Source organism: Amycolatopsis decaplanina DSM 44594 (assembly GCF_000342005.1).
Lineage (GTDB): Bacteria > Actinomycetota > Actinomycetes > Mycobacteriales > Pseudonocardiaceae > Amycolatopsis > Amycolatopsis decaplanina.
Genome location: NZ_AOHO01000058.1, coordinates 246,105 through 269,718, shown reverse-complemented (window position 1 = coordinate 269,718; position 23,614 = coordinate 246,105). Strand labels below are relative to the sequence as shown.

Genomic DNA, 23,614 nt, shown 5'->3' with positions numbered 1-23,614 from the left:
GTGCGTTCGGTGCGGAGGTGACCGGAAATGACTGTGACCATGGTGACGGGTGGCGCGGGATATATCGGCAGGGTCCTGGTCGACGCGCTGCGGAACAGCGGGCGGCATGTTGTCGTGGTGGATCGGCTGCTCTATGGACCGATATCCCCGGACCTGGGAACATCCGGTGTCGACTTCATCCAAAAAGACATCCGGGATCTCCATGGAGCGGATTTGGTCGGGGTCGACGAATTGTTCGACCTCGCTGCGATAAGCACCGAGGCCGCCGCCGAACTCCTTCCCGAACTGACCTGGGAAGTCAACTACGCGGGCCGACGACGGCTGGCGGAGCTCGCCCGTCGGGCGGGTGTGGGCCGCTACATCCTTCCCTCGTCTTCCAATGTCTATGGATCAGGGAACCCCGCCCCGTACACCGAAGACGACGAGGTCGAGCCTCACGGCATCTACGCGGCCGCGAACCGGCTGGCCGAGCGGCGGATCATCCGGTTGCGTACGCCGGAGTTCACCCCGATCGTGCTTCGTCAGGCAACGGTCTTCGGCTGGTCCCCGTGCATGCGCTACGACCTGGTGATCAACGCGATGACGGCGAGCCTGGTCCGCGGTGAGGATTGCCGTGTGATGGGCGACGGAACGCAGCGGCGGCCGTTCGTGTGGATCGGCGACCTGGTCCGCACTTATCTTCGCCTGCTCGAAATCCCGGTGGACCGGGTCATCGCGACCCCGATCAACGTGGGATCGGCGGAGGACGACTATCCGATCGGCGAACTCCCCGCTCTTCTCGGGGAGATTCTCGGGGTCGAGGCGACTGCGGTCACCCACTACGGCGCGCCCGATCCGATGAGCCACCGGCTGTCGTACCGGCGACTGTGGGAGGTGACCGGTCTCAGCTGGGGATCGAGTCTCACCGACGGGGTGCGTGAGCTCGCGGATCGGATTCGACACGCTCCTGAGGGGGCGGACGAGCCCAGCGCCAGGCGAGCGAAATGGCTGGAGGCGACATGGTACTTACCGACGAATTGATCGCGGCCACGGTGCGGTCCGGAGAGGTGGTGATCAGCCCGTTCGACGTCCGGCGCTCACGCCCTGCCAGTCAGCTCCTCTCACTCGGCAACCGGTTCGTCAGGGCCGAAGCGGGCGATGCGCCGATCGACCCGTTCCGCAGGTCCACTGTGGAAGCCGCTTTCGGTGAACCTTTCCCGGCGGATACCGTGGAACTGTCGCAGGGTGAGTTCATCCTCGGCGCGACCGATGAGCTGGTGGCGCTCTCGCCGAGGTATTCCGGTCGAATCACCGGCATGTCCCACCTGGCCAGACTCGGGTTGGCGGTGCATGTGACGTCCGACCTGATCAGTCCAGGGTTCGGGTTCGGCGCCCCGACGGCGATCACCCTCGAACTGGTCAACCAGCATCCCCGGCCAGTGCTGCTCCGGAGCGGCATGCCGATCTGCCACCTGCAGATCCACGCGCTCGAGACGGCGTCGGCGCGGTCGTACGACCAAGTTCCCTCGGGGTACAACGGCAGCGCACAACCGACGGTGAGCCGTTACTGGGCCGAGTTCACGGTCGGCGAAGCGGGTTTGCCAGGAGGAGCGGAATGACCGAGCGCGGGGCCGACCTCGCGATCGTGGGCGGTGGCGTCGCCGCCCTCTGGCTGGCGGTGCGGGCCGCGCGATCGAATCTCCGGGTCGTGCTCATCACCTGTGGCCAGATCGGAGCATATGCCTCCACTCGTAACCAGGCATGGGTGCACAGTGGTGCCTTCTACGCGGCTAATGAGGCATGGGCGTTGGCCGAACACTGCATTGAGGGCAATGCCGACCTCCGTTCGTTGGCTGAGGATACCCCCGGTCTCATGGGCTGCGGTCCACGCGACGGGGAATGCTTGGTCAGGGACGCGGACCACTTGGCGGAAGTCGGGCCTCGGCTCCGGCACGCGGGTGTGGACTATCGGCTCGGCGCCCTCGCCTCTCCCAACACCAGTGTCGTCTTCGGTACGGTCGAACGGCCGTATGTGCTGCGCACGGCGGACAGCACGATAGACAGTTCCCTGTTGCTGGAGCGGTTGGCCTTCGACGCGGTTTCCGCAGGAGCGAGGGTGCTCGGTTCGCCTGGTCAACCGGCGCTGGAACGCCGCGGTGAGGCTTGGTCACTGCGCCAAGGAGACGTCGAAGTCGTGGCGGACCGCGTGGTCCTCGCCTTGGGCGCAGGACTCCCTGACTACCTGGGTACCTGGGTTCCCCAGTATTCGGGGCCGGTTTACGTGCCGACGGTGACACGGGTGGTGGTGCTGAGCGAGCTTCCGCTTTCCGCCCCGGTGATCCCGTTGTTCGATGCCGCACCGACCGTCGTCCCGGTCTGGCACCAGAGGCAGTGGCGGGGCGCCACGGTCTGCGTGCCGTTCGACAACGTACCGGGACGCCGTCCGGATCGCGTCGGTTTCGCGGAGGCGGAAGCGATCGTCAAACTGGCTGTCGAGCAATTACCAGGGGTCGGCGAGTATTTGTCCAGGCACGATGACACACCAGTGGGTGTGTACACCTGTGAAAAGCTCATTGTGTCCGGCCAGCGTGACGGTACCGAAGAAAGCAGGAGCTTTCGCGTCGACCAGTATCCGGACGGGTTGTACGCGTTTTATGCGGGGAAGTTCACCACGGCTTCGGTCGGTGCCCGTGCTTGCCTTCGGGAACTCGGGGTGCGGCCGAAGCCGGGTAAAGGCAAGAGTAATCGTGTCGGTTATTCGGACGGAAAAGTCGAAATGGCGCAACGTGCCGCCGTCGCACCACCGGGTTTCGAATTGCGAATTGTTCCAAATGGACTTTCACTGGTGCCGGCATCCGCACTTCCGGCGAGTCCGGTGAGGAAAGGAGAGATCGCCCATGACCGTTGAGGAAACCGTCGCGGCCACCGGCTGCGCGACGGCCGGATACGACGCGAACTGCTCTTTTTGTGCCGAGTTCGAACGTGGAGCGGCGGACTCGCGAAGCGCTGCGCGGAGCCTGGTCACGCCGTCCCGGCCGGAGCGGGTCATCTGGTCCGATGACGACCTGGTGGTGGTGCCGACACTCGGTCCTGTCGCGAAGGGGCACGTCATGGTGCTCACGCGCGAACACTATCTCTCCTACGCGCACGTTCCCCGCGGTCTGGCCGAGCGGGCCGAAGCGCTGGCCGAGACCGTGTGCCGCCGGATCTCCGGTCTCGGCACGCCCATCATGTTCGAACACGGTCCGATGAGTGAAGGTGCCACCGGCGGCGCATGCACGGATCACGCTCATTTGCACTGCGTGCCGATGGGTGAAGTGGACCTGAAAGCCGGCATCGACGAACGGTTGACCGGACGACGGATATCCTCTCTGGTCGAGCTGGCAGATCAGCGCCGGCGCAGGCAGCCGTACATCTATTACCGCTCGGGTTCAGGCGTGTCCTGGCTTTACGATGTGGACGTGGATCTGCCGTGTCAATTTCTTCGCAGGCTGGCGAATGCGGCCCTCGGTGATCACGAGGAATGGGATTGGCTGACTTTTCCCAAACTCGACCTGGTGTACGCCACTTTGGATGAGATATCCTGGAGTGATAAATGACGTACAACGCCACATTCGATTGTTTGTGGACAGTGTGTCCGGGGAGATGTAAGGTAGTCGCGTGACTACTATCCTCATAACCGGCGCAGCCGGATTCATTGGTTCCAATTTCGTTCACTATTGGCTGGACAATCACTCCGCCGATCGTGTGGTCGCCCTTGACAGTCTGTCGTATGCGGGAAATGAGGAGAACCTGGCCGACGTCCGATCGGACGTCGCCTTCGTTCAGGCTGACATCGGTGACGCCGAAGCGGTCTCCGCGGCTTTGCGGGAGCACTCACCTGACGTGGTGGTGAACTTCGCCGCGGAGTCGCACAACAGTCTCGCCGTGCTGAATCCCGGCCAGTTCTTCAGGACGAACGTCTTGGGAACCCAGGTGTTGCTCGAAGCCTGCCGGCAAGCCGGTGTCGAACGGTTTCATCACGTCTCCACCTGTGAGGTCTACGGTGACATGGCGCTGGACGACCCAGGGAGTTTCAGTGAAAGCAGTCCTTATCGGCCCCGCACTCCATACAGTGCCAGTAAAGCTGGCGGGGACCATGCGGTGCGCTGTTACCACGAGACCTTCGGCCTTCCTGTCACCATCACGAACTGCTCGAACAACTACGGACCTTTCCAGTATCCAGAGAAGATCCTGCCGCTTTTCACGGTGAAGGCGCTCGCCGGTGAGAAGCTCACGTTGTACAAGTCGAGCCAGAACCTGCGCGAATGGATCCACGTTTCCGATCACTGCCGTGCGATCGATCTGGTTCTGCGGAACGGCCGGGTCGGCGAGACGTATCACGTGGGTACCGGCGTCGAGGCGAGTATCGACCAGATCGCGAATGTGGTACTGGACGAGCTGGGGCTACCTCAGGATCGCAAGATGACCGTCCCTGACCGGCCAGGGCACGACCGGAGGTATCTACTCGACGCCGAAAAGATTCGGGCCGAGCTCGGCTGGACGCCGCAGCACGAGTTCGAGAAGAGTGTTCGCGAGACCATCCGCTGGTACGAGGCGAACGAAGCGTGGTGGCGGCCGCTTCGGGAGCGGGCGCGGGTCGTGGAAGAAGCATGGACGTCCGGCGAGAGTAAGTAGCGAAGGGGCGGCGTCGGCGCGGTCGGATCTGCTGGCTGCGCCGAGCCCGGCTTGTCCGTGCTCGTCGAGCGCCCCGGGGTCCGAGTGTGACGAAGGGGTGGGGAGTATGACTGACGCTGTCATTCCGCCGTTCAAGGTGGAACTCGGCGACGACGAGATTGGTGCCGCGCTCGCCGGTATCGAGGAGGTCCTCCGGGCCGGGCGCTTCGTTCTCGGACCCAAGACGAGCGAATTCGAGCAGACCTTCGCGTCGTTCGTCGCGGGCCGGGAAGTGGTCGCGGTCAGTACCGGTACGACGGCATTGGAGATCATCTTCCGGGGTCTCGAAGTGCAAGGCCGGGAAGTGCTCGTGCCTGCGAACACCAATTTCGCGACCGCTCGCGCCGTACTGGCGGCCGGTGGCAGACCGGTGTTCTATGACGGAGGTCTGTTTCTCTCGCCGTCTTCGATCGAGGCATCGCTGACGCCGGCTGTGGCGGCGGTGGTGGTCGTGCACATCGGGGGACACCTCAGCGCCGACCTGCCTCGGCTCCAAACACTGCTGCGGGACCGGGAAATCACCCTGGTCGAGGATGCGGCGCACGCGCACGGCTCGTCACTCGGCGGTGTGCCGGCGGGCGCCCACGGTGATCTGGCCGCGTTCTCGTTCTTCCCCACGAAAGTGGTGACCACCTTCGAAGGGGGTGCCGTCGTCGCACCGTCGCCTGCCTTCGCGCGAACCGTGCGGATCTATCGAGATCAAGGAAAGGGCTCGGACGGCCTTCATCAGGTGGAGGGCAACAGCTGGCGGATGTCGGAAGCCGGTGCCGTTCTCGGCATCGTGCAATTGAAGCGTTTCGAAGAAAATTTGAGTGCACGCGCGGAAGTCCTGCGACGGTATCGTGCCGGCCTGGCGGACGTCCCAGGGATTTCATTTCCCGTCGTTCCCGCCGGTTCCAGACTGAGCGGGCACAAGGCGATCGCACTGCTCGAGGAGCCCGGCCGCCGGGAGGCGGTCGCACGTGCCCTTGCCGCGGAAGATATTTCACTTGCCGGCGGGGTCTACTCGGTCCCGCTGCATCGACAACCTGTCTTCGCAGAGTTCGCGGGTAATCACAACTTTCCGCTTGCGGATTCCTTCGCGGCGGCTCACCTCTGCTTGCCGATCTGGGCATCGATGCGTGATGACGAGATCGATCGCACGATCGGCGCGCTGGCACGAGCATTGAAATGACCATTGCGAGATATGCTGGGGGAAGGTGGCGTATGAGGGTGATCTTCGCGCAGAAGGCGTTGATAGTGAATGAGGGGAGGCTTCTACTCCTCAGGAAGGACGCCCTGGATCCACGCCAGCCGTTGCGCTGGGATGTACCCGGAGGGCGAATGGAGTCAGGTGAGGGCCTTGACGACCACCTCAAACGTGAGGTTTTCGAAGAGTCCGGTTTGGATGTTCGGCTGGGGAAGCCCTTGGCCCTGTGGTCGTGGAAGATGAACGATACGACCGCGGTCGCGGTCGCACGGGAATGCTCGGTGATCGGGAAAGCGGCGGTCAGCTTCGCCGGCCATACCGAGAGCGATCACATCGACGAGTTCGATTGGGCTGACCTCTCCGAGGTCGCGGGCTACGATCTGATCCTCGATCTTCGCGCCCCCGTGCTCGGCGCGCTGGACACCCTCCGCTCGGTGGACGCCCATGGATAGGGACGCCTGCGTCGTGGTGGGAGACCTGTCGGTCGACATCTTGTCCTCCTTGCCCGATCCGGATGTGCTGACCCGTCTGGCCAGCGGAAGAGACGTCAACATCGACTGTGGGAGCGAGCTCCGCATCGGCGGGAGCGCTTGGCTGTTCACCGAATCGCTGACGGCGCAGACCGATGTCGTTCCCCTCGTGCTCTCCGCGGTGGGCGACGACCTTCCCGGAGAATTCGTCCGATCCCACATCGGGTCCACCGGCCTGCTCACCGAAGGAATCCAGCGAGTGGATGGACAACCGACGACGACTTGTGTGATGACCTACTTTCCGGAAAAGCAACGCCTGATGGTCTATCCCGGCCGTTCGGGACTTCGGATGAGCTCGGCGGACCACCTGGATTCCTTCCTTCGGCTCGTCGAGCCCTACGCACCCTCCTGCACCTGGTTGTCCGGTCACAGTTTGAACGGTGCGCAAGGTGAACGGCTCCAAGTGCTGCGGTCGCTCCGCGAGGAGATGGCGGCGCGAGGGAGCAAAGTCGTTCTCGACTTGGTCCCGCACCGTTTTCGCGACCTCGTCGGCGGACTGGCGAAGGTCGACGGGATGTTGGGACGAATCGACGGGGTGGTCGGCGAACTGGACACACTGGACGAGTTGCTTGACTCGCCACGCGGGTTGCGTGGGGCCACCGCCGACCGGATGAAGTATCTCGCCGAGGAGCTCGGTGTTCGCTATGGATTGGGCGTCGTGCAGAGCCGACTCGGCACCGACTCCTACGGACAGGCCGTCGCTCTGGACGGCACCTTGGTCGACTGGCAAGAAGAATCGATCGCCGATCGCGGTATGCGAGGCCTTGGCGATCGTCTCGCGGTCAAGGCCTTGACCACCGCGAAATATCTCTGAATTCGCACGACGTCCCTGCAGAACGGAGCACGATTCGTGGCAACGATCTCTGTCGAGCCAGAAATCTACACCGTGGTGAACGTGTTCACGGTGAACGAGAAGGACCAGCAACCGCTGTTGAAGATTCTGTCCGGTGTGACCGAGGGCATCATCAAGAGCCTTCCCGGTTTCATCTCGGCGAATTTTCATCTCAGCAAGGACGGAACCAAGGTGGTGAACTACGCGCAGTGGCGTTCGGAAGAGGACTTCCGTGCCATGCACAGGCATCCCGATCTGCAGGACCACATCCACCAGTGCCGACGGCTCGCGTCGATCGAACAGGTGCATTGCCGGGTGGCCTACACTGCCGAGCCGGTCTAGGGAGGGGCGATGCGGCCGAACGCGGGTTTGTCCGAAGTCGGGTTCACCGCGCTGGTGGTAGCGCTGGAACGGTACCGGGAGAGCCTCCGTGACGATCGGCTTTTCGCGGACGGCCAGGCGGAGTTGTTCGTACGGGCCGGATTCCCGTCGGGGCTGGACTCCGTTCCTTCGCTCGGTGAACGTGCGCCGGTCATGAAAGACTACATGGCGTTCCGCACGCGCTACTTCGACGACTGGCTGACCGACGCGACCGCACGACACGGTCTCGAGCAGGTGGTCGTCCTCGCCGCAGGGCTCGACTCCCGTAGTGAGCGGTTATCCCTGCCCGTCGACATTCCGGTTTTCGAAATCGACCTGCCGGAAATCATCGACTTCAAACGTCGTGTCCTGGAGCAGCGGGAAGAGACAAGGCAAAACGGGCGAGTCTTGATCCCGGCGGACCTCCGCACCGCCTGGCCGGAGCGGTTGATCGCAGCGGGGTTCGACCCCGGAACCGCGACGGCATGGCTGGTCGAAGGGCTGCTTCCGTATTTCAGCACGGAGGACAACGATCGGTTGCTGACCCGCATCGGTGAACTGTCGGCCCCGTCGAGCCGGCTGGGAGCCGAACATCTCAACAGTGTCATTTCGCGGACCGCGCGGTCCGGACCGGCAAAGAACATCGCCGCGTTGTGGAGATCGACCGTGGACGATCCGGCGGGCTGGCTGAAGCGGCATGGCTGGTCGGCGAAGGTGGCCGATCCGGCCGAGCTCGCCCGGCTGTGGAGCAGGACGTTGCCACCTGTACTCGATCGGGCGATCGTCGGCGAAGGCAGATTGTGGTGGGTCGACGCGGTGAAGTGAGTCGTGCGCCAGGTTTCGGCCAGGGGTGATGCCGCCATTCAGGACGCTTCGGCGGGCGTGGCGGCATCACCCTCTTGTTCCATCAGGAATATCCTGGTCGACTCCAGGAGGACATAGTGATCGCGGTCCAGGCCGGAGCTGCCCGCTAGTACCAATCGTTCGGCGAAGATCTCCTCCAGCACCATCTCGGTCTGTACCAGGTCCAGTTTGAGCAGCGGCGCCACGTCGTCCGCGGTGAACAACCTCGCCGCGTACCTGCCCAGTAGCCGCAGGATTCGCCGCGCACGGTCGCTGAGGCTCTCGTAGCTGCGCGTCAGCCTGCCGCGGAGATCGAGGTCTCCGCATTTGAACTCGTCGAGCCGGTACTGGCGATCCGCCAGTCTCGCCGCGAGCTTGTCCAAGGGCAGATGACCTTGTGTCGCGGCCTTCGCGCCCATCGCCCGGATGTTCAATGGCAGGTTCTCGCACAGGGACACCATTTCCCGGACGGTACGTCGCTCGATCTCCGTCTTGGGCATGCCGACCAGTCTGCCGAGCAGCGTGACCGCGTCTCCGGTGGGCAAGGGCTCGATGTCCACGGTTTTCCCGCCCAGCCCGTACAGCGGAGAGCGGCTGGTCACCAGTACCCCGCAGCGCGCGCCGGCCGGCAGCAGATGCCTGACCTGTTCCTCCGAAGCTGCGTCGTCGAGGAGAACGAAGACGTCGCGATCGGCGCACCAGCTCCGGAACAGCCTGCCGCGCGCCTCCACTGTGGCCGGTACCTGTTCCGCGCGGAAACCGATGGCGTGCAAGAACTCACCGAGCACCACCGACGGGTCCACCGGTTTCGCCCCCGCTTGGCGCAAAGTGGCGAAGAACTGTCCGTCGGCGAAGGTGCGTCGAAGCGTGTGGGCGTGGTGGACGGCCAGCGCGGTCTTTCCAACACCGGCCATCCCAGTGAGGGTAACCAGTCGCGAGCCATCACCGTGACGACCGAGCAGCCGCCCCAGAGTGGAGAGCTGCTGCTCGCGCCCGACGAAGTCCGTCGTGCCGGGCGGCAACTGTGCCGGCGCCACGAAGAAACCTTGGCCGGCCGATGGCACACTTGTCCGGTCCGAGGTGGTGAAGTCGCCGGCGAGAAGCCTGCGGTGTACCTCTTCGGCCGCGGGGGAGGGCTCGATCCCCAATTCGGTGGCCAGCGACCTGCGGAACCTAAGATAGACGGTGAGCGCTTCGTCACGGCGTCCCAGCCGATTGAGGACGTGCATGAGTTTGGTGTGGACACCTTCGTTCAAGGGTTGGGCGACCGCAAGCCCCTTGAGACGTCGCACCGCTTCGAGATGACGGCCCAGTTTCAGGCTGATGTCGATGTGAAGCTCGAGTGCTTGCGTCCGGGCCTCTTCGAGTTGTGTCGAGTAGGCCTCGAGCAGCGAGCCGCGGGGGACGTCGGCGAACGCCTCGGCGCGCCACAATGCCATGGCCGCGTCGAGTGCCCCTTCCGCCGGTTCGTAGTCGCCACTGTGAAAGCTCCTGCTCGCGGCCAGGAAACGGCGTTCGAAGGCGACGGCGTCGATGTCCTCCGCCGCCACTCTCAGTACGTATCCAGAACTCGCCGTCGACAACGTGGCCCCGTGCGGTTCGCCGCACCAGGCACCGTCGAGCACCTTACGGAGCTGATAGATGTAGGTCTGGATCGTCGCGGGCGCGGTGCGAGGCGGCTCGAACGGCCAGACCTCGTCGATCAGCTGCTGGACCGACACCACCTCGCCGCGGCGGATCAGCAGCAGGGAGAGAACGGTCCGGATTTTGGGGGGAAGATGAACTTCGTCCCCCCGTGGTGAGCGGACTTCGAGGTTGCCCAGCACACTGAACCGCACGGTAATACCTTTCGTTCCGGTGGATCGAGTGATCAGGCGCGGGCACGTGGTGACCGTCGGAATTCCTCTTCGACCTTCTTCTTCACGTGGGCCATCTGCGCGACCGTTCGCCGCTGGAGGTGCTCGGCCATTGTCTCGTCGTCGACCTTCGCGTCGGGGCGCATACTGAACTCCTGGGCCCAGCGCATTTTCGTTCCCGTTCCCGACTCGGTGTAGAACCAGCGGATGTTCATGAACCGGAACGGGCCGGTCTCGACCCGGTGCGCGTGCACTGTCCGGTTCTGCTCGTCGGCCGTGCGATCGGAGACCCAGGTCCAGGTGGTGCCGTCCGCGTCAGGCTTGGTGGACAGGCGGAAGCGGATGGTCGATCCCTCTCGGTGGAGGACGTTCACCGACTCGTACTCGCTGAATAGTGAGGGCCAGGATTCGACCTCGTTGGTCATTCGCCATACGAAGTCGATCGGTGCATCGATGTGGATGGTGTTGTCGATGTTGGCCGGCATTGCGAATCCTCCGTCAGTGCGGCATTGATCAGGTCGACGAGATTTTCGGGAGTGCGGTCTTCCGGTGCCACGTCGTCAGGAATCGTAAGATCGAATTCGTGGGATAGCCTGGCGATCACTTCGATGAGGGCGACAGAGTCGTATCCGAGATCGCGAAAGGTTCGCGACCGGACATCGGCGGCGCTTATCGTCTCGTCCGGTTCCCCGGCACATTCACGGGTGACAGCCAGCAACATTTCGACTGTGAAAGTCTGCACTTCATCCCTTTCTCAGTACCATGACGGAATTGAACCCCTTCGCGCCCCGGCTGATGACCATGGCGTGGTGACCGTGCAAGGGTCTGCTGCCGCCAGCTACGAGGTCGATGCCGTAGTCGGCGCTGACGTGTTCGGTGCCGATCGTCGGGGGAACGACCCTCGCGCCCAAAGCCAGCAGGGCTGTCGCGACGTCAAGGGCCGACCCGCCCGCGTACAGTCGGCCGGTCATGCTCTTCGGGGCGGTGACCGGAACCCCGTGCCGGCCGAAGATCGAGCGGATCGCTCGTGCCTCGGCATCGTCCGACTCCGGCACGCCCACAGCGTCCGCGAAGACGACACCGACGGAGGAGGGTTCGACATCCGCGTCAGAGAGCGCCGTTTCGATCGCCTTCACCAGCGTGCCAGGGCGGCCGCTGCCGGGTGGCGGATCGAATGTCGCGGAATAGCCGGCCACCTCCCCGTAGATCGTCGGAGCACCGCGTTCGCGCGCCATCACGAGGTCCTCCATCACGAGGATGGCTCCGCCTTCGCCTGGAACGTACCCGGAAGCTTCGGCGCTGAACGGGAGGTACGCGGTGCGGGGGTCCTCCCGGTGACTGAGGCGACCGTTGGGCAGTTGGGCGACCAGTCCCCAGGGACACTGCAGGGAATCGGCTCCACCCGTCACCGCGGAGATCATGGCACCGCTGCGGAGCAGCCGGCGCGCGTGCCCGATGGAGTCGAGACCCCCCGCCTGCTCGGTCACCACGGCGGTACTGTGGCCGCGAAGACCGTGACGGATCGAGATCTGGCCCGTGTTCACGGCGTAGAACCAGGCGAAGGATTGGTACGCGCTGACGAACCGAGGACCTTTGCCCCACAGTTTCGCGAGTTCACCCTGGCCGAACTCGAAGCCTCCCGCAGCCGTCGAGGTCACAACCCCCATGGCGTAGTCGGGGAGGGTCTCCGTGCTCAAGCCGGCATCACGCAGCGCGCTGTCCGACGCGGTGAGCGCGAGCTGGGTGACCCTGTCGGTCTGCGGTAGCAACCGGTTCGGGAGGTGCTCCTCCGGCGTGAAGGAGGAGATTTCGCCCGCCACGCGGACCGGGTAGCGCGAGGGCTCGAACCGGTTGATCCGGTCGAGTCCGCTACGCCCTTTGACAGTGGCCGACCAATAGTCCTCGGTACTCAGCCCGTTGGGAGCGACGACACCGATCCCGGTGATGACCGCCCTGACTCCGGTGCTCATGCCGCGCGTTCCAGGATGACCGCGCTCTGGAATCCCCCGAATCCGCTCCCGACGCAGAGGACCGCGTCGGTGTCCTGTTCCCGCGCGACCAAGGGCACGTAGTCGAGGTCGCACTCGGGATCGGCTTCGTGAAGATTGGCCGTCGGCGGTACCAGGTTGTGTTCGAGGACGAGCGCCGAGGCGGCCAACTCGATGGAACCGATGGCTCCCAGCGAATGACCGACCATCGATTTGATCGAACTGACCGGTGTCCGGTAGGCGTGGTCTCCGAGTGCTCGTTTGAAGGCGGCGGTTTCGTGGCGGTCGTTCTGCCGGGTGCCGGACCCGTGCGCGTTGATGTAGTCGATGTCACCGGCCCAGATCCGGGCTTCGGCCATGGCCGCCCGGATGGCTTCGGCCATTTCACGGCCTTCGTGGTGCAGACCGGTCATGTGGTGTGCGTTGCAGCGAGTCGCGTAGCCGGTGACCTCGGCCTGGATCCGGGCGCCGCGACGCCGGGCGTGTGCCAGCTCTTCCAGTACGAACACGGCGGCCCCCTCGGCGAGAACGAAGCCGTCCCTGTTCCGGTCGAACGGGCGGGAGGCCTCGCCGGGATACTCGTTGTTCGTCGATGTGGCCTTCAAGGCATCGAAGCAGGCCACGGTGATGGGAGAGATCGGCGCGTCCGAGGCGCCGGCAATGACGACGTCGACACTGCCTTCCCGGATGAGTTCGCAGCCGTAGCCGATCGCGTCCAGGCCGGAGGTGCAGCCGGTGGAGATGACACTCGCCGGACCTTCCGCGCCGACCGCCCAGGCGACCTCGGCCGCGAACGAGGTAGGGACGAGATAGTCGAACAGTTGAGGGACCGCTTTCGTATGGTCGACCAGCCATGAGCGGCCGGAGTCGCTCACCACGGCGTATTCCCGGTCGAGCCCCGTGGTGCACCCCACCGCGGTGCCGATGCCGACGCCGATCCGATGGGCGGGAAACTCGTCCACGGTGATTCCGCTGTCCAGCAACGCGTCCTGTGCGCACAGGACGGCGAAGCGCACCGCTCGGTCCAAGTGCCGTAGCTCGGCTGGACCGCCGTCGAAGTCGACTTCGCCCGCGATACGCGAACGGAAACCACTGGCGTCGAAGAGAGTGATCGGCCTGGTCGCCGTCCGTCCGGAACTGATGAGGTCCCAGAAGGCCCGGACCCCATTTCCGCCGGGCGCGAGCACGGCCATGCCGGTGATCACCACCCGGCGGGTCATCGGGAACCCCCCACCCTCGGCGGGGCGGCGTCCGGGAAGGGAACGGGCTCTGTCTCCACATGACCGATTTCGGGCCGAGGAGCCAGCGGGCAGATGTGGAAAACTCCGAACGCGTCGACATCGGAGAGGTTGTCGAAACGGTGGCGATGGCCGCGAGGGATCATCACGGCTTCCCCGGCGTTGAGTTCCATCGAATCGTCGCCGGTCCGTAGCGTGATTGCACCGTCGACGAGAAAGAGGAATTCGTCGGAATACGGATGATAGTGCTCCGCCACGAACTGATGTGCCGGCACCGTGATCGTGCCCATGAAACCTGAGGTAGACCCGACCGTATTGGGGGTGAGTATTGCTCTGACGATGCCGCCCTGTCGAACGGCTGGAGTGATTTTCGCGGCAGAGATCTTTGTGATTACTTTCGTCACCTTCAAGCCTCCTTGCCGACTGAAAGTTGTCGGCGAAAGCGAGTATTGCCAGGGCGGCTTGAAAGCGCAGTGAGGACGACTGGAGGGCGCTGATTAAGCTCGGGCCACTCGGTCGTCGACCGATCTTGGCCCCGCGTTCACTCACATTTCGGCAAGGTGGGGGCGTATATCGCTATCGAAGGAGACGGGATGCATCGAGCTCTCATGGTGTTGCGTATGGAGAAGCGGAACGCGGCCGAAATCGCGAGGGTGTTCGGAGAACATGACCAGACGGACTTTCCGAGGGAGATCGGCGTGACACGGAGAACGCTGTTCCGTTTTCATGATCTTTATCTGCATTTGATAGAATCGGAAAGCGACATTGTGGAAAGTCTTCGCGCCGCTGAGGGAAACCCGATCTTTCAGGACGTCAACGAGCGGGTGTCCCGGTTGCTGACACCGTATTCGCCCGAGTGGCGTGAACTGAGGGATTCGAGGGCGGAGGTCTTCTACTCGTGGGCCGCCTCGGTGAAATCGGGCTGATCGCGTAGGGCGTGCGCGAGCAGATCGACCTGTTCCGGGTCGGGGTTGACCGGCAGAAGGATCAGTTCGTCGTTGCCGGCCGCGCGGTAGTCCTCGATCGTGGCGCGGAGGCCCGCCACATCGGTGAGTGCGATGTCCGCTATCCGGTCCGCGAACGGGCCGGTGAACGAATAGTAGTCGAGAAGGTAGGACCGGGCCCGGTCCGGCGCGCCCCGTCCCAGTGAGAAGTAGCAGATCGCGTGGAGGCGGGGTGCGCCGGACCGCCCGCCGGATCGCCAGGCGGCACGGACCGCGGCGGCACCTTGGCGGAAGGATGGCAACCCGTTCGCCCCCGCGATCCAGCCGCTGCCGTAGCGAGCGGCACGGCGAAAGGATTGTGGGGCGAAGCCACCGAGAACGAGTTCCGGTGGTGTCTCGCAAGGGGATTCGCCCGTTTCTTCCGCCCAGGCCTGCTTGATTTCCTGAAGCATGACGTCGAGTTGTCGACCGCGAGCTTCGAAGGCGACCGGTGACGAGGCGTAATCGTCACGTCTACCTCCCGGCACCAAACCGAGCACCAGCCGACCACGGGAGAGCTGGTGCACCGAAGCCGCCTGTTTGGCCAGCAGCACCGCGTTCCCTCGGCACGGCGCGACGATCGCGGTCGTCGCCAGCTTGATCCGATCGGTCACCGCCGCGGCGGCCGCCAGGGAGATCAAGGGTTCGTACGAGTCGTAGACCAGCCGGTCGATCGCCGCCACGCTGGCGAAGCCGCAAGCTTCGGCACGCCGAGCCCACTCCACGACCTGGTCGGGCCGGGCGCCCGGGATGTTGGTGGGCAAGCCGATTCCAATGTGCATCAACGACCTCCTCGGCGGATGAGACACGATCACGGCGTCAGGACCAACCGACCGCGGACGCCGCCTTCCGCCAGCAACCGATGGGCGGTCGCCGCCTCTTCGAAGGGAAACGTCCGTGTCCGGCGGAGGGTGAGCACACCGCGCTCGACCAGCGAGACCAATTCGCGCAACCGGAGGCCATCGCTTTCGGTGTGGATCCGGTGGACCTGGATGTCTCGTTCGGGGCGCGGCGTCTTGGGTGGGGTGAGACTGGCGAAGGCACCGCCGTCACGGACGGCCTCCAGCATCGCCGGGCCGATGGTGGCGGCATCGAGCAACCCATCGACGCCGCCCGGTTCCAGCGCCGCCAGTGCCTTGACCGGGTGATCCGACCGCTCGATGAACCGAGCGCCGCGTTCGACGATGAATTCGCGGTCCTTGGCGGAACCGATGCCGATGACGTCGAGTCCCCGGTGGCGCCCCAGTTCGAGAGCGAACCCGCCGACCGCGCCCGCGGCTCCGGTGACGGCCATCGCCTGTCCTTTGTGGAGTCCCATCAGGTTGAGCGCCCGCGCGGCGGTCAAGGCGTTGACCGGAAGTGAGGCGGCGGAGGCGGGCGTGACTCCGTCAGGAGCGGGCGCCAGTGCGGAGGCGGCGAGCACGGCGAACTCGGCCTGCGTGCCGACCTTGGTGCGAAGCCAGTCCGACATGCCCACCACCACGTCACCCCGGACGAAGCCGGTCACGCCCGGTCCTACCTTGTCCACGATGCCGGCGATGTCCCAGCCGAAGACGTAGAGCGGACCGGCAGGCAGCATGGGGCCAAGACCGCCGGAACGGGCGACCAGATCGAAGTTGTTGATGGTCGCGGCCTGCGTTCGGATCCGGACCTCCCCGTCGCCGGGTTCGGGCAGCGGAACGTCGACGACCTTGAGTACCTCGGGCGCGCCGAATTCGGTGGTGCCTACAGCTCGCATAGTGACTCCTCGGTCATCCGGTCGAGTGGAGGGAGGTGATCGCCAGGGTTGTCATTCGCTCACCTGGTTCCGGTAGGCGATCCGGCATGCGGCCGGGTCGACGGCGGTGATGATCCCGCCGACCTCTTTGAAATACGTCTTAAGATCCGATCTCGCGCGCATCGCCTCGAAATCGGCCTGTTTCTTCCATTCGGTGATGCTGATGAGGCGGGTGCCGTCCGCGCTCAGGTGCATCGAGACCGAGACGCATCCCTCGTGTCGCCCCATGGCGTCGGCCCCCGCGGACATGGCGTCGAAGAGACGTTGTTGATCTTCAGGCTTCGTGTGAAAGACGTTGACCTGGGTGAAATGCGCTTCATCCGGTGGGATGCGGGACATCGCGGGGTCCTCTCGTTCGGGCTGGAGCGAGGCAACTCAGTCGCCGTCACTGGTGTAGGCGACTCGGCAAGCGAGCAATTCGACCTTGGTGACCAAGGCGCGGACCTGGGCGAAGTGCCCGGCACGGTCTGGCTTCGCCCGCATCCGGTCGAAGGCCGCGCTGTCCTCCCACTGCGAGTATCCGATGATCCTGGTGCCGTCTTCGCTCAAGTGGAGGTTGGCCGAGACGAGCCCGTGGAACCCGCGTAGTTCTTCCTCTCCTTCGATCAGCAGCTCGAGCAGCTTCTGCCGGTTCTCCACTGTCGTAGTGAACACACTGATAGTGGTGTAGTGCTCGGCTCTGGTAGAGATTCGCGACATTCCGGTGGCTCCGATCAGGTGGCTGGTACTTCGGCGCGTGCCGTCATCGTGCGGAGGACTTCATGCAAGGTTTCGTCTGCGTCCTGCACCGCGATGGCTGATCGCCACCCCACGAAGCCGTCCGGCCGGACCAGAAGGGCGCCGTGACCGCCGATGCCCGACGCGTCGAGGAAAGCTCCGCCGACATCCGAGAGTTCGCAATCCGGGCCGACCAGATGAGCGCGGAGCGGGATGCCGAGCCTGTCGGCGATCCGGTCGGCCGCTTCGGTCCACGCGGCGCCATGCGGCCCAGCGAGGAGGACGAAGGCCTCCCCGGTGAGGTCCAAGGACGACAGCCGTCGTCCGTTCAGGGACAGCCAGGCGTGCGGGAGGCGCGAGCCAGGACTGCCGTCCAGGTTCAGTTCCGGGTTCAGCACGTCGGTGGAAGTACCGCCCACCAAAGCTCCGGCGAGATAGCGGTACCCCGTGGTGATGACCGTCTGATGCACTTGCTGCCCGAGTCCGTCGCCACCGGGACCGCTCCAGCGCTCATGACGTAGCCAGGCCTGGTCGGCGGTGGCCTGGCCCACCGGCCGCCGTTCGGTTTCGTAGGTGTCCAGCAGTTCGGGAGCGGCCCAGCCGTTGAGCACCCCTGCCAGCTTCCAAGCGAGGTTACTGGAGTCCTGGATCCCGGCGTTGGCACCGAACCCCCCTGTCGGAGGAAGTACATGGCAGGCGTCGCCGACCAGGAAGACGCGTCCTGATCGATAGCTGTCGGCGATTTCGTGCGCCATCCACCAGCCCAACGTGGAGTCCACCCGGATCTCAAGATCGGCTACACCGGTCGCGGTGCGGATCAGGTTCGCGCATTCCGCGTGGGAGAGCCTGCCATCCGCGATCTCCTCGGGGCCGCAGAAAAGGCCGAAGATCCATCGCTTCTCGTCGAGTTTGAACAACATGCCAGGTGCGTCCGGATGAGAGAGATAGAGAATCAGGAAACGGCGACCACCCAGGATGGAGTCGAGATCCGCTTCGAAGAGCACGTTCAAGACGTGGCCGGCGGTGCCGTTCCCGGTCCGTCCGATACCGAGCGACGGCCGGATCTTACCGCCCGCTCCGTCGGCGGCGATGAGGTACTGCGCGCGAATGACCTGTTCCGCCCCTGTGGTGCGATCCCGGACGGTCGCCGTCACTCCGACACTGTCCTGGCTGAAGGAGGTCATCTCCGTGGTGAAGCTGATTCGGGCGCCGCGTCGCTCGGCTTCGCGTACCATGATGGGCTCGACCCGATCCTGGCCGCACCAGACCGGCTCCGCCGGGCTCACCTCGGTGAAGTCATCGGTGCCCGCCTCCATGACGATCACGTCGCCATCGGCGACGTCCTGAAGTGAACGTGCCCGCAGGATCACACGGGGAAGCTGATGTGGGGGCAGATCTGAGCGCGTCCAGTTCTCCCCGAGGATGACCTTCTCCGCGACGTCGTGAATCGCCTTCTGGATACCGACAGTCCGAAAGAGCTCGAGGGTACGCGAACTCACGTGGGTGGACCGCAGTAATTGCGATGTGGATGTGCTGCGCTCGATCAGCCTGCAATCGACTCCCTGCTGTCGTAAGAACAGGGAGGCAGCGAGCCCGGAGAGGCCACCCCCGACGATCAGCACGGCGACTTGGGTTTCGTTCATGAAGACGTTCCCCCTTCGCTTCGTTTACTGATTCTTCATCGCTGAGTAGACGACACTGCAAGGGAGGAACTGGATATCATCGGCCAGCTCACGTACCTGCTTGAGGTTTTCGCCGAGCGCCGGAGATTCGCGCAGGGCCGCGAGGTGCTTTTTCGACTCCCACTGCGCGTAGCTGATGATTCGCGCGCCGTCGTCGGTGACGTGGATGGTCGTGGAAACCAGGCCGGGAAAGCCATTCAAGATGTCTTCTCCGGCGAGAATCACGTCCAGCAGTTCCTGTCGCCTGCCGGGATCAGTGGTGAACACCATGATGTTCGTGACGTAATTCTGATCCGCTGAAATCGTGGCCATGGAATTCCCTTCCGGTGATCGTGCCCGGCAGCGTCGCAATGGCCGCTGAAGAAACTCTGTACGACGAGTGAAGCTTCCCCGCCGTCCGGCACGGCGCACGACCACACCTTCAGCGCTTCTCGATGTGCGCCCGGAACGGTGGGCGGTGCCGGTGAAAGTGCCATCCGCCGGCCTTACCCACGAGTAGGAGCCTTTGATGCAGGCGTCGAATCCGATCGATCAGGATGTCGCTTCTGTACTTGACGTGGCGGCCGGCTTCTGGCGATCACAGGTGTTGTTCACGGGAGTGAAGCTGGGCTTGTTCACCTTGCTGGCGCAGGAGCCGTCGACCCGGGAAGAAATCGTGCGCCGTCTGAACCTTGATCTGGCGGTGACCGGGGATCTGCTCGACGCGCTGGTGGCGATCGGGCTGCTGCACCGGGCAGACGGCCGGTACCGGAACTCGGCGGTCGTAGCTGCTTGCCTGGACGAGAGCAAACCCACCTACGTGGGCGGGTTCCTGAAGTTCATGAGCCGCGCGTTGTATCCCCAGTGGAGTTCGCTCACCGATCTCGCGCGTACCGGCGAGGTGCAGAAGAATTCGGATGCCTTCCGCGATCTCTATGCCGACGCCGCCCGGATCCGCGAGTTCATGTCTGCCATGGACTGCGCTTCCATGCCGGTCGTGCTCGAACTGACCAAGCGGTTCCCCTGGGCCGATCATCACACGTTCGTGGATCTGGGCGGGGCTCGCGGCAACCTCGCAGGGCACCTGGTGAAGGCACACGACCACCTCACCGGCGTGTGCCTGGACTTGCCAGTCCTGGAACCAGTCTTCCGCGAACACATGCATGCGCTCTCGACCGGCGATCGGGTGACGTTCCGAGGCGCGGACTTCCTCGTGGACCCCCTGCCGGAAGCAGACGTGCTGATCTTCGGACACGTGCTTCACGACTGGAACGAAAAAACGCGTGTTGCGTTGCTTCGCCGTGCCTTCGACGCGGTCAAAAGCGGTGGCGCGGTCGTCATCTATGACGAAATGATCGACGATGACCGCAGCGGCCCCGCGCACAACCTGCTCATGAGCCTCAATATGCGCATCGTGCGTGCCGGTGCCGCCGAGTACACGGCCGCGGAGTGCCGGTCATGGCTTTCCGAAGCGGGCTTTACCGATTTCTCGATTGAAGACCTCACTGCCACAGAGAGGCTTGTCGTGGCACGTAAGCGCTGAGGAGCGATCGGTAATTCTCACGACGAGGAGGAGTGATGCGGGTACTTTTCAGCACGGCGCCGCTCTACGGGCATTTCTTCCCGCTTGTCCCGTTCGCGTGGGCGTGGCGTAGCGCCGGGCACGAGGTTCTCGTCAGCACTACGCGCGACTTCGCGGACACGGTGATCTCCGCGGGGCTCCCGCCCGTGGTCACCGCCACCGATATCGGTCGTGACGATTACGCACGCAGTGCCGTCCGCTCGAGCACCTTGTCTGATGTAGACACAGCGATCCGCGCGAGCGGCAGAGGCTGGGGTGAGCTCGCCGGACGAATGATCGGGAACATGATCGAGGCTGTCGATCGTTGCGAACCGGATCTGGTCATCAGTGAACCGTGCGAGTTCGCGGGCCGCATAGCGGCCACCCAAGCCGGTATCCCGTGGATCAAGCACAATTGGGGCCTCGCAGTCTCACCACTCTTCGACATTGGAGCAGAAGAGCGCCTGCCGGAATACCGTGCCGTGGAGGGGCTGGCCCCTGCCCAGCCGCCGGCGGAAGTGATCTACACCTGTCCCGCGAGCGTGCAGCATCCTGGTGTTTCCGATGGCTTGACCATGCGCTACCTCCCATACAGCGGAACTGCGATTCTTCCCGATTGGGTGTTGTCAGTGCCCCGGAAGCCGCGGGCCTGCGTGACCTTCGGCAGTCTGCTGCCTCGGTACGGAGGGACCGGCCCACGTCGGCTCATTCCGGAACTGATCGATGAACTGCGGGAATTGGGTATGGAGGTCGTCCTGGCTGTGGACGAGCGCAACCTCGGTTCTTATGAGACCTCACAGGCCGGCGTTCTCCATGCCGGGTGGCTACCGCTCGACCAGGTTCTGCCCCGATGCGATCTGGTCGTCCACCACGGCGGCTCCGGTACGGCTATGACCGCATCGACCTGTGGGGTACCGCAATTGATCCTCCCACAGGCGACGGATCAATTCGGCACGGCTGACCGGCTGGCCGCGCGGGGCGTGGCCCTACGGTTGGCGCCAGACGAGACAAGCGGAACCGCCGTGCGAGATGCCCTGCGGACGTTGATCTTTGAGCCGGCCTTCGCGGCCGAGGCGCGGACCCTCGCCGACGAGTACGCCCGCCTGGTCGATCCCGCTTCGGTCGTGAACACACTGGCTCGCCGCATCACCGACCGGGCGGAAACGTCCCGGTGCGACCACTGAGGACCGTTGACAAGCGAAGGGAATACGTTGAGCGACTCCGCACGCCCGACTCCGCAGGATCAGATCCTGTCCTCTTATGACTTCTTCGATCCGGAAACTCTTTTGACCGCGCACAGTTCCTATATGAACCTCGGCTACTGGGCCGGTGAGTGCGCTACGGCCGATGACGCCAGTGTCGCGCTCGCCCATCTGCTCGCGGATTCTGCCGGATTCCGGCCGGGCGACCGGGTACTCGACGCGGGGTTCGGATTCGGTGACCAGGACTTCTACTGGCTGGAGAACTGGCGGCTGAAGAGCATCACGGCGTTGAACATCGGTGCCAAGCAAGTGAAGATAGCCCGCCGCCGGGCAGGTGAACGTAAGGTGAGTGATCGGATCGACTTCCGGCAGGCGTCGGCGACCGGCGAATCCCCTCGGCCCGGCGGGTTTGATCGAGTAGTCGCTTTGGAATCCGCGTTCCACTTCGACACGAGGGAAGATTTCTTCGCGCGAGCCCTCGAATCTTTGCGGCCCGGTGGCACGATCGCCACCGCGGACATCCTGAAGCGGGATTCGTTCGACTTCGAATCGATCAGTCCGGAGGACGAGGTCAAGATCAGGACGAGCCTGTTTTCCGGTGTACCGCCAGTGCGGAATTGGTATGGCGCGCGTGTCTATGCTGAGAAACTCGCTGAGGCCGGGTTCGTCGATGTGTCGGTCAGGTCCATTCGTGAGGAGGTCTTCGAGCCCTTTTTGGAGTATTCGCTCGCGATGCTGGAAGACGCCGAATTCCAGCAGCGCGTGGGTGCGGAGAACCTCGAGATGTCGCGCGGCATGCTGGCTGATGCACCACAGATCCGCCGATGCGTCGAAGGACTGGACTATGTCGTGGCAGTCGCGACGAAACCGGCCTGACCAATCGTTTTCGCGGAAACTCGGTTCGTCAATAAAAATTGGAGGAGTGCGCATGGCAGTGGAAACGCGGTCGACCGAGACCGCCGATGTCGTGATCATCGGCGGAGGGCCTGCGGGGAGTACCGCGGCCGGCCTGTTGGCCCAACAGGGGATTGACGTGATTCTGCTGGAGCGTGAGAAGTTCCCGCGTTACCACATCGGCGAATCGCTCATCACGGGCTGTGTGGGGGTGATCGACGAGCTGGGAATCCGGGACAGGCTGGAGAACTTCGGATTCGTCAAGAAATTCGGCGGAAGCCTGGTGTGGGGGAAGGGTGGGCGGTGGTCCTTCAATTTCGCTGAAGGGGATCCCGAGTTCACCAATGCCTACAATGTACGCCGCGCCGATTTCGACGCCATGCTCCTCGGTCGCGCGCGTGAACTCGGCACACGCGTCCTGGAAGAGGCAATCGTCAAGGAGGTGCTGCTCGAGGACGGCAGGGTGACCGGTGTTCGTCATGCGGTGCGCGGCGGCGCGGAGACGGAAATCCGCGCGAAGCTGGTGATCGACGCATCCGGTCAGGCGCGTGTCCTCGGCAGGCATCTCACCGAGGTGCACTGGCATGAGGACCTTCGGAATGTGGCCGTCTGGACTTATTTCCAGGGTGGTGTCAGTCTGACCGGCGAGGAAACGGGAAACATCTTCATCGAGCATGTGCCCGGCGGATGGTTTTGGTACATACCGCTGCACGACGGGACGCACAGTGTCGGATTCGTGACTCCGGCGAACGAAGCAGGCGAAACACGGCTGAGCATGCCTGAGTTGTTCACCACGAAGATCGCGGAATCCGTACATCTCAAGAAATACCTGGAAAACGCGACTCGGGTGAGTGCGTACCGCAACGCGCGCGACTGGTCGTACGCTTGTGACCGTTTCGCCGGGCCAGGATGGATGCTGATGGGCGACGCGGCCGCGTTCGTCGACCCGTTGTTCTCCACCGGTGTGACTTTGGCCATGCTGGCGGCACGCTCGGTCGCCCATGCCGTGCCGGTGATGCTGGGGAATCCCGAACGCGCCGAATCGATCGCCAGGGGCTACGAGAAGTCCTACCGGGAATTCTTGGAGAACATATTGTCATTCGTTCGGTTCTTCTATGACGCGGGGCTCAATCGTGAGGCGTACTATCAGTACGCCCAACAACTGGTCGACCCCAGCAGGCTCTTCTTCCCTCGCAAGGATTTCGTCACCCTGGTATCCGGCCTGAACTCGTTGAACCCGATCTTCGAACTGGACGTCACCGGCACAGGTACGCGGTCTTGACAGTCC

The 23,614-nt window shown here is 64.0% G+C and carries 27 protein-coding genes; 15 read left to right on the top strand and 12 right to left on the bottom strand.

The annotated features are described in order from the left end of the window. Positions 1 to 27: 27 nt before the first annotated feature. The 10 genes from H074_RS20635 (at position 28) to H074_RS20590 (ending at position 8,431) form a co-directional block, all read left to right on the top strand. Positions 28 to 1,020 carry an NAD-dependent epimerase/dehydratase family protein gene (locus H074_RS20635; protein ID WP_083920465.1) on the top strand — a complete coding sequence of 331 codons (993 nt, stop codon included), beginning with the start codon at positions 28 to 30 and terminating at the stop codon, positions 1,018 to 1,020. Continuing rightward, positions 999 to 1,598 (top strand): dCTP deaminase, encoded by a 600-nt coding sequence (gene dcd, locus H074_RS20630; RefSeq protein WP_161630690.1) that lies wholly within the window; start codon positions 999 to 1,001, stop codon positions 1,596 to 1,598. The genes H074_RS20635 and dcd overlap by 22 nt, the downstream gene beginning before the upstream one ends. Continuing rightward, on the top strand, positions 1,595 to 2,887 hold the full coding sequence (locus H074_RS20625; protein ID WP_083920463.1) for an NAD(P)/FAD-dependent oxidoreductase: 1,293 nt from the start codon (positions 1,595 to 1,597) through the stop codon (positions 2,885 to 2,887). Before dcd ends, H074_RS20625 begins: the two co-directional genes overlap by 4 nt. Further along, positions 2,877 to 3,578: an HIT family protein gene (locus H074_RS20620; RefSeq protein WP_007031994.1), complete on the top strand. Its 702-nt coding sequence runs from the start codon at positions 2,877 to 2,879 to the stop codon at positions 3,576 to 3,578. Before H074_RS20625 ends, H074_RS20620 begins: the two co-directional genes overlap by 11 nt. Before the next feature lie 61 nt (positions 3,579 to 3,639). Beyond that, positions 3,640 to 4,656, top strand: coding sequence for a dTDP-glucose 4,6-dehydratase (rfbB, locus tag H074_RS20615; RefSeq protein WP_039922961.1), 1,017 nt, complete (start codon positions 3,640 to 3,642; stop codon positions 4,654 to 4,656). Positions 4,657 to 4,762: 106 nt separating this feature from the next. Further along, positions 4,763 to 5,869, top strand: a complete 1,107-nt coding sequence (locus H074_RS20610) for a DegT/DnrJ/EryC1/StrS family aminotransferase (RefSeq protein ID WP_007031992.1) — start codon at positions 4,763 to 4,765, stop codon at positions 5,867 to 5,869. A 32-nt stretch (positions 5,870 to 5,901) separates the two neighbouring features. Beyond that, positions 5,902 to 6,336, top strand: a complete 435-nt coding sequence (locus H074_RS38805) for an NUDIX domain-containing protein (RefSeq protein WP_007031991.1) — start codon at positions 5,902 to 5,904, stop codon at positions 6,334 to 6,336. Positions 6,337 to 6,535: 199 nt separating this feature from the next. Then, positions 6,536 to 7,228, top strand: coding sequence for a carbohydrate kinase family protein (locus H074_RS20600; protein ID WP_152521464.1), 693 nt, complete (start codon positions 6,536 to 6,538; stop codon positions 7,226 to 7,228). A 36-nt stretch (positions 7,229 to 7,264) separates the two neighbouring features. Continuing rightward, a complete protein-coding gene (locus H074_RS20595) occupies positions 7,265 to 7,588 on the top strand; it encodes an antibiotic biosynthesis monooxygenase family protein (RefSeq protein ID WP_039922959.1) in 324 nt (107 codons plus the stop codon). A gap of 9 nt (positions 7,589 to 7,597) precedes the next feature. Further along, positions 7,598 to 8,431, top strand: coding sequence for an SAM-dependent methyltransferase (locus H074_RS20590; protein ID WP_007031988.1), 834 nt, complete (start codon positions 7,598 to 7,600; stop codon positions 8,429 to 8,431). 38 nt (positions 8,432 to 8,469) lie between these two features. Here the strand turns inward: H074_RS20590 and H074_RS20585 are convergent, their stop codons facing one another. From H074_RS20585 to H074_RS20565, 6 genes are read right to left on the bottom strand one after another with little or no spacing between them, the layout of a single operon-like run. Beyond that, a complete protein-coding gene (locus H074_RS20585; protein ID WP_007031987.1) occupies positions 8,470 to 10,287 on the bottom strand; it encodes an AfsR/SARP family transcriptional regulator in 1,818 nt (605 codons plus the stop codon). Positions 10,288 to 10,319: 32 nt separating this feature from the next. Further along, on the bottom strand, positions 10,320 to 10,730 hold the full coding sequence (locus tag H074_RS20580; protein ID WP_235096823.1) for an SRPBCC family protein: 411 nt from the start codon (positions 10,728 to 10,730) through the stop codon (positions 10,320 to 10,322). Beyond that, a complete protein-coding gene (locus H074_RS39380) occupies positions 10,727 to 11,047 on the bottom strand; it encodes an acyl carrier protein (RefSeq protein WP_007031985.1) in 321 nt (106 codons plus the stop codon). Before H074_RS39380 ends, H074_RS20580 begins: the two co-directional genes overlap by 4 nt. Position 11,048: 1 nt before the next feature. Further along, a complete protein-coding gene (locus H074_RS20575) occupies positions 11,049 to 12,275 on the bottom strand; it encodes a ketosynthase chain-length factor (RefSeq protein WP_007031984.1) in 1,227 nt (408 codons plus the stop codon). Next, the gene (locus tag H074_RS20570) at positions 12,272 to 13,513 is read right to left on the bottom strand and encodes a beta-ketoacyl-[acyl-carrier-protein] synthase family protein (RefSeq protein ID WP_007031983.1); all 1,242 of its coding nucleotides are present in this window, start codon (positions 13,511 to 13,513) and stop codon (positions 12,272 to 12,274) included. Before H074_RS20570 ends, H074_RS20575 begins: the two co-directional genes overlap by 4 nt. Beyond that, positions 13,510 to 13,935, bottom strand: coding sequence for a cupin domain-containing protein (locus H074_RS20565; RefSeq protein WP_083920470.1), 426 nt, complete (start codon positions 13,933 to 13,935; stop codon positions 13,510 to 13,512). Before H074_RS20565 ends, H074_RS20570 begins: the two co-directional genes overlap by 4 nt. A gap of 216 nt (positions 13,936 to 14,151) precedes the next feature. On the opposite strand from H074_RS20565, the gene H074_RS20560 reads away from it, so the two are divergent. Then, a complete protein-coding gene (locus H074_RS20560) occupies positions 14,152 to 14,457 on the top strand; it encodes a TcmI family type II polyketide cyclase (RefSeq protein WP_235096822.1) in 306 nt (101 codons plus the stop codon). Here the strand turns inward: H074_RS20560 and H074_RS20555 are convergent. Genes H074_RS20555 through H074_RS38800 form a run of 6 tightly spaced genes read right to left on the bottom strand, consistent with a single transcriptional unit; the run spans position 14,424 to position 19,002 of the window. Further along, positions 14,424 to 15,296: an LLM class flavin-dependent oxidoreductase gene (locus tag H074_RS20555; protein WP_007031980.1), complete on the bottom strand. Its 873-nt coding sequence runs from the start codon at positions 15,294 to 15,296 to the stop codon at positions 14,424 to 14,426. The genes H074_RS20560 and H074_RS20555 overlap by 34 nt on opposite strands. Positions 15,297 to 15,325: 29 nt before the next feature. Continuing rightward, entirely contained in the window at positions 15,326 to 16,252 is a 927-nt protein-coding gene (locus tag H074_RS20550; protein WP_007031979.1) for an NADP-dependent oxidoreductase, read from the bottom strand. A 51-nt stretch (positions 16,253 to 16,303) separates the two neighbouring features. Further along, positions 16,304 to 16,630 (bottom strand): putative quinol monooxygenase, encoded by a 327-nt coding sequence (locus tag H074_RS20545; RefSeq protein ID WP_007031978.1) that lies wholly within the window; start codon positions 16,628 to 16,630, stop codon positions 16,304 to 16,306. A gap of 36 nt (positions 16,631 to 16,666) precedes the next feature. Continuing rightward, complete coding sequence (locus tag H074_RS20540; RefSeq protein WP_161630689.1) at positions 16,667 to 16,945, bottom strand: antibiotic biosynthesis monooxygenase; 279 nt, start codon at positions 16,943 to 16,945, stop codon at positions 16,667 to 16,669. Positions 16,946 to 17,004: 59 nt separating this feature from the next. Further along, positions 17,005 to 18,651, bottom strand: a complete 1,647-nt coding sequence (locus H074_RS20535) for an FAD-dependent monooxygenase (RefSeq protein ID WP_007031976.1) — start codon at positions 18,649 to 18,651, stop codon at positions 17,005 to 17,007. A gap of 24 nt (positions 18,652 to 18,675) precedes the next feature. Then, on the bottom strand, positions 18,676 to 19,002 hold the full coding sequence (locus tag H074_RS38800) for an antibiotic biosynthesis monooxygenase family protein (protein WP_007031975.1): 327 nt from the start codon (positions 19,000 to 19,002) through the stop codon (positions 18,676 to 18,678). Between the two features lie 196 nt (positions 19,003 to 19,198). Here H074_RS38800 and H074_RS20525 point away from each other — a divergent pair, with 196 nt between their 5' ends. Genes H074_RS20525 through H074_RS20510 form a run of 4 tightly spaced genes read left to right on the top strand, consistent with a single transcriptional unit; the run spans position 19,199 to position 23,608 of the window. Then, positions 19,199 to 20,212 (top strand): methyltransferase, encoded by a 1,014-nt coding sequence (locus H074_RS20525; RefSeq protein WP_007031974.1) that lies wholly within the window; start codon positions 19,199 to 19,201, stop codon positions 20,210 to 20,212. A gap of 35 nt (positions 20,213 to 20,247) precedes the next feature. Continuing rightward, positions 20,248 to 21,414, top strand: coding sequence for a glycosyltransferase (locus H074_RS20520; protein WP_007031973.1), 1,167 nt, complete (start codon positions 20,248 to 20,250; stop codon positions 21,412 to 21,414). A gap of 27 nt (positions 21,415 to 21,441) precedes the next feature. Next, positions 21,442 to 22,308, top strand: coding sequence for an SAM-dependent methyltransferase (locus tag H074_RS20515; RefSeq protein WP_007031972.1), 867 nt, complete (start codon positions 21,442 to 21,444; stop codon positions 22,306 to 22,308). Between the two features lie 52 nt (positions 22,309 to 22,360). Further along, positions 22,361 to 23,608, top strand: coding sequence for an NAD(P)/FAD-dependent oxidoreductase (locus tag H074_RS20510; RefSeq protein ID WP_039922949.1), 1,248 nt, complete (start codon positions 22,361 to 22,363; stop codon positions 23,606 to 23,608). Positions 23,609 to 23,614: the final 6 nt, after the last annotated feature.

What these genes read in the sequence shown, in the direction of transcription:
- H074_RS20580 (WP_235096823.1), bottom strand. Translation starts at nt 10,730, where the DNA reads ATGACCAACGAGGTCGAATCCTGGCCCTCACTATTCAGCGAGTACGAG.
- H074_RS38800 (WP_007031975.1), bottom strand. Translation starts at nt 19,002, where the DNA reads ATGGCCACGATTTCAGCGGATCAGAATTACGTCACGAACATCATGGTG.
- H074_RS20590 (WP_007031988.1), top strand. Translation starts at nt 7,598, where the DNA reads ATGCGGCCGAACGCGGGTTTGTCCGAAGTCGGGTTCACCGCGCTGGTG.
- H074_RS20525 (WP_007031974.1), top strand. Translation starts at nt 19,199, where the DNA reads ATGCAGGCGTCGAATCCGATCGATCAGGATGTCGCTTCTGTACTTGAC.
- H074_RS20570 (WP_007031983.1), bottom strand. Translation starts at nt 13,513, where the DNA reads ATGACCCGCCGGGTGGTGATCACCGGCATGGCCGTGCTCGCGCCCGGC.
- H074_RS20610 (WP_007031992.1), top strand. Translation starts at nt 4,763, where the DNA reads ATGACTGACGCTGTCATTCCGCCGTTCAAGGTGGAACTCGGCGACGAC.
- H074_RS20535 (WP_007031976.1), bottom strand. Translation starts at nt 18,651, where the DNA reads ATGAACGAAACCCAAGTCGCCGTGCTGATCGTCGGGGGTGGCCTCTCC.
- H074_RS20620 (WP_007031994.1), top strand. Translation starts at nt 2,877, where the DNA reads ATGACCGTTGAGGAAACCGTCGCGGCCACCGGCTGCGCGACGGCCGGA.
- H074_RS20550 (WP_007031979.1), bottom strand. Translation starts at nt 16,252, where the DNA reads ATGCGAGCTGTAGGCACCACCGAATTCGGCGCGCCCGAGGTACTCAAG.
- H074_RS20575 (WP_007031984.1), bottom strand. Translation starts at nt 12,275, where the DNA reads ATGAGCACCGGAGTCAGGGCGGTCATCACCGGGATCGGTGTCGTCGCT.
- H074_RS20560 (WP_235096822.1), top strand. Translation starts at nt 14,152, where the DNA reads ATGGAGAAGCGGAACGCGGCCGAAATCGCGAGGGTGTTCGGAGAACAT.
- dcd (WP_161630690.1), top strand. Translation starts at nt 999, where the DNA reads ATGGTACTTACCGACGAATTGATCGCGGCCACGGTGCGGTCCGGAGAG.
- H074_RS20545 (WP_007031978.1), bottom strand. Translation starts at nt 16,630, where the DNA reads ATGTCCCGCATCCCACCGGATGAAGCGCATTTCACCCAGGTCAACGTC.
- H074_RS38805 (WP_007031991.1), top strand. Translation starts at nt 5,902, where the DNA reads ATGAGGGTGATCTTCGCGCAGAAGGCGTTGATAGTGAATGAGGGGAGG.
- H074_RS20625 (WP_083920463.1), top strand. Translation starts at nt 1,595, where the DNA reads ATGACCGAGCGCGGGGCCGACCTCGCGATCGTGGGCGGTGGCGTCGCC.
- H074_RS20520 (WP_007031973.1), top strand. Translation starts at nt 20,248, where the DNA reads ATGCGGGTACTTTTCAGCACGGCGCCGCTCTACGGGCATTTCTTCCCG.
- H074_RS20555 (WP_007031980.1), bottom strand. Translation starts at nt 15,296, where the DNA reads ATGCACATTGGAATCGGCTTGCCCACCAACATCCCGGGCGCCCGGCCC.
- H074_RS20510 (WP_039922949.1), top strand. Translation starts at nt 22,361, where the DNA reads ATGGCAGTGGAAACGCGGTCGACCGAGACCGCCGATGTCGTGATCATC.
- H074_RS20635 (WP_083920465.1), top strand. Translation starts at nt 28, where the DNA reads ATGACTGTGACCATGGTGACGGGTGGCGCGGGATATATCGGCAGGGTC.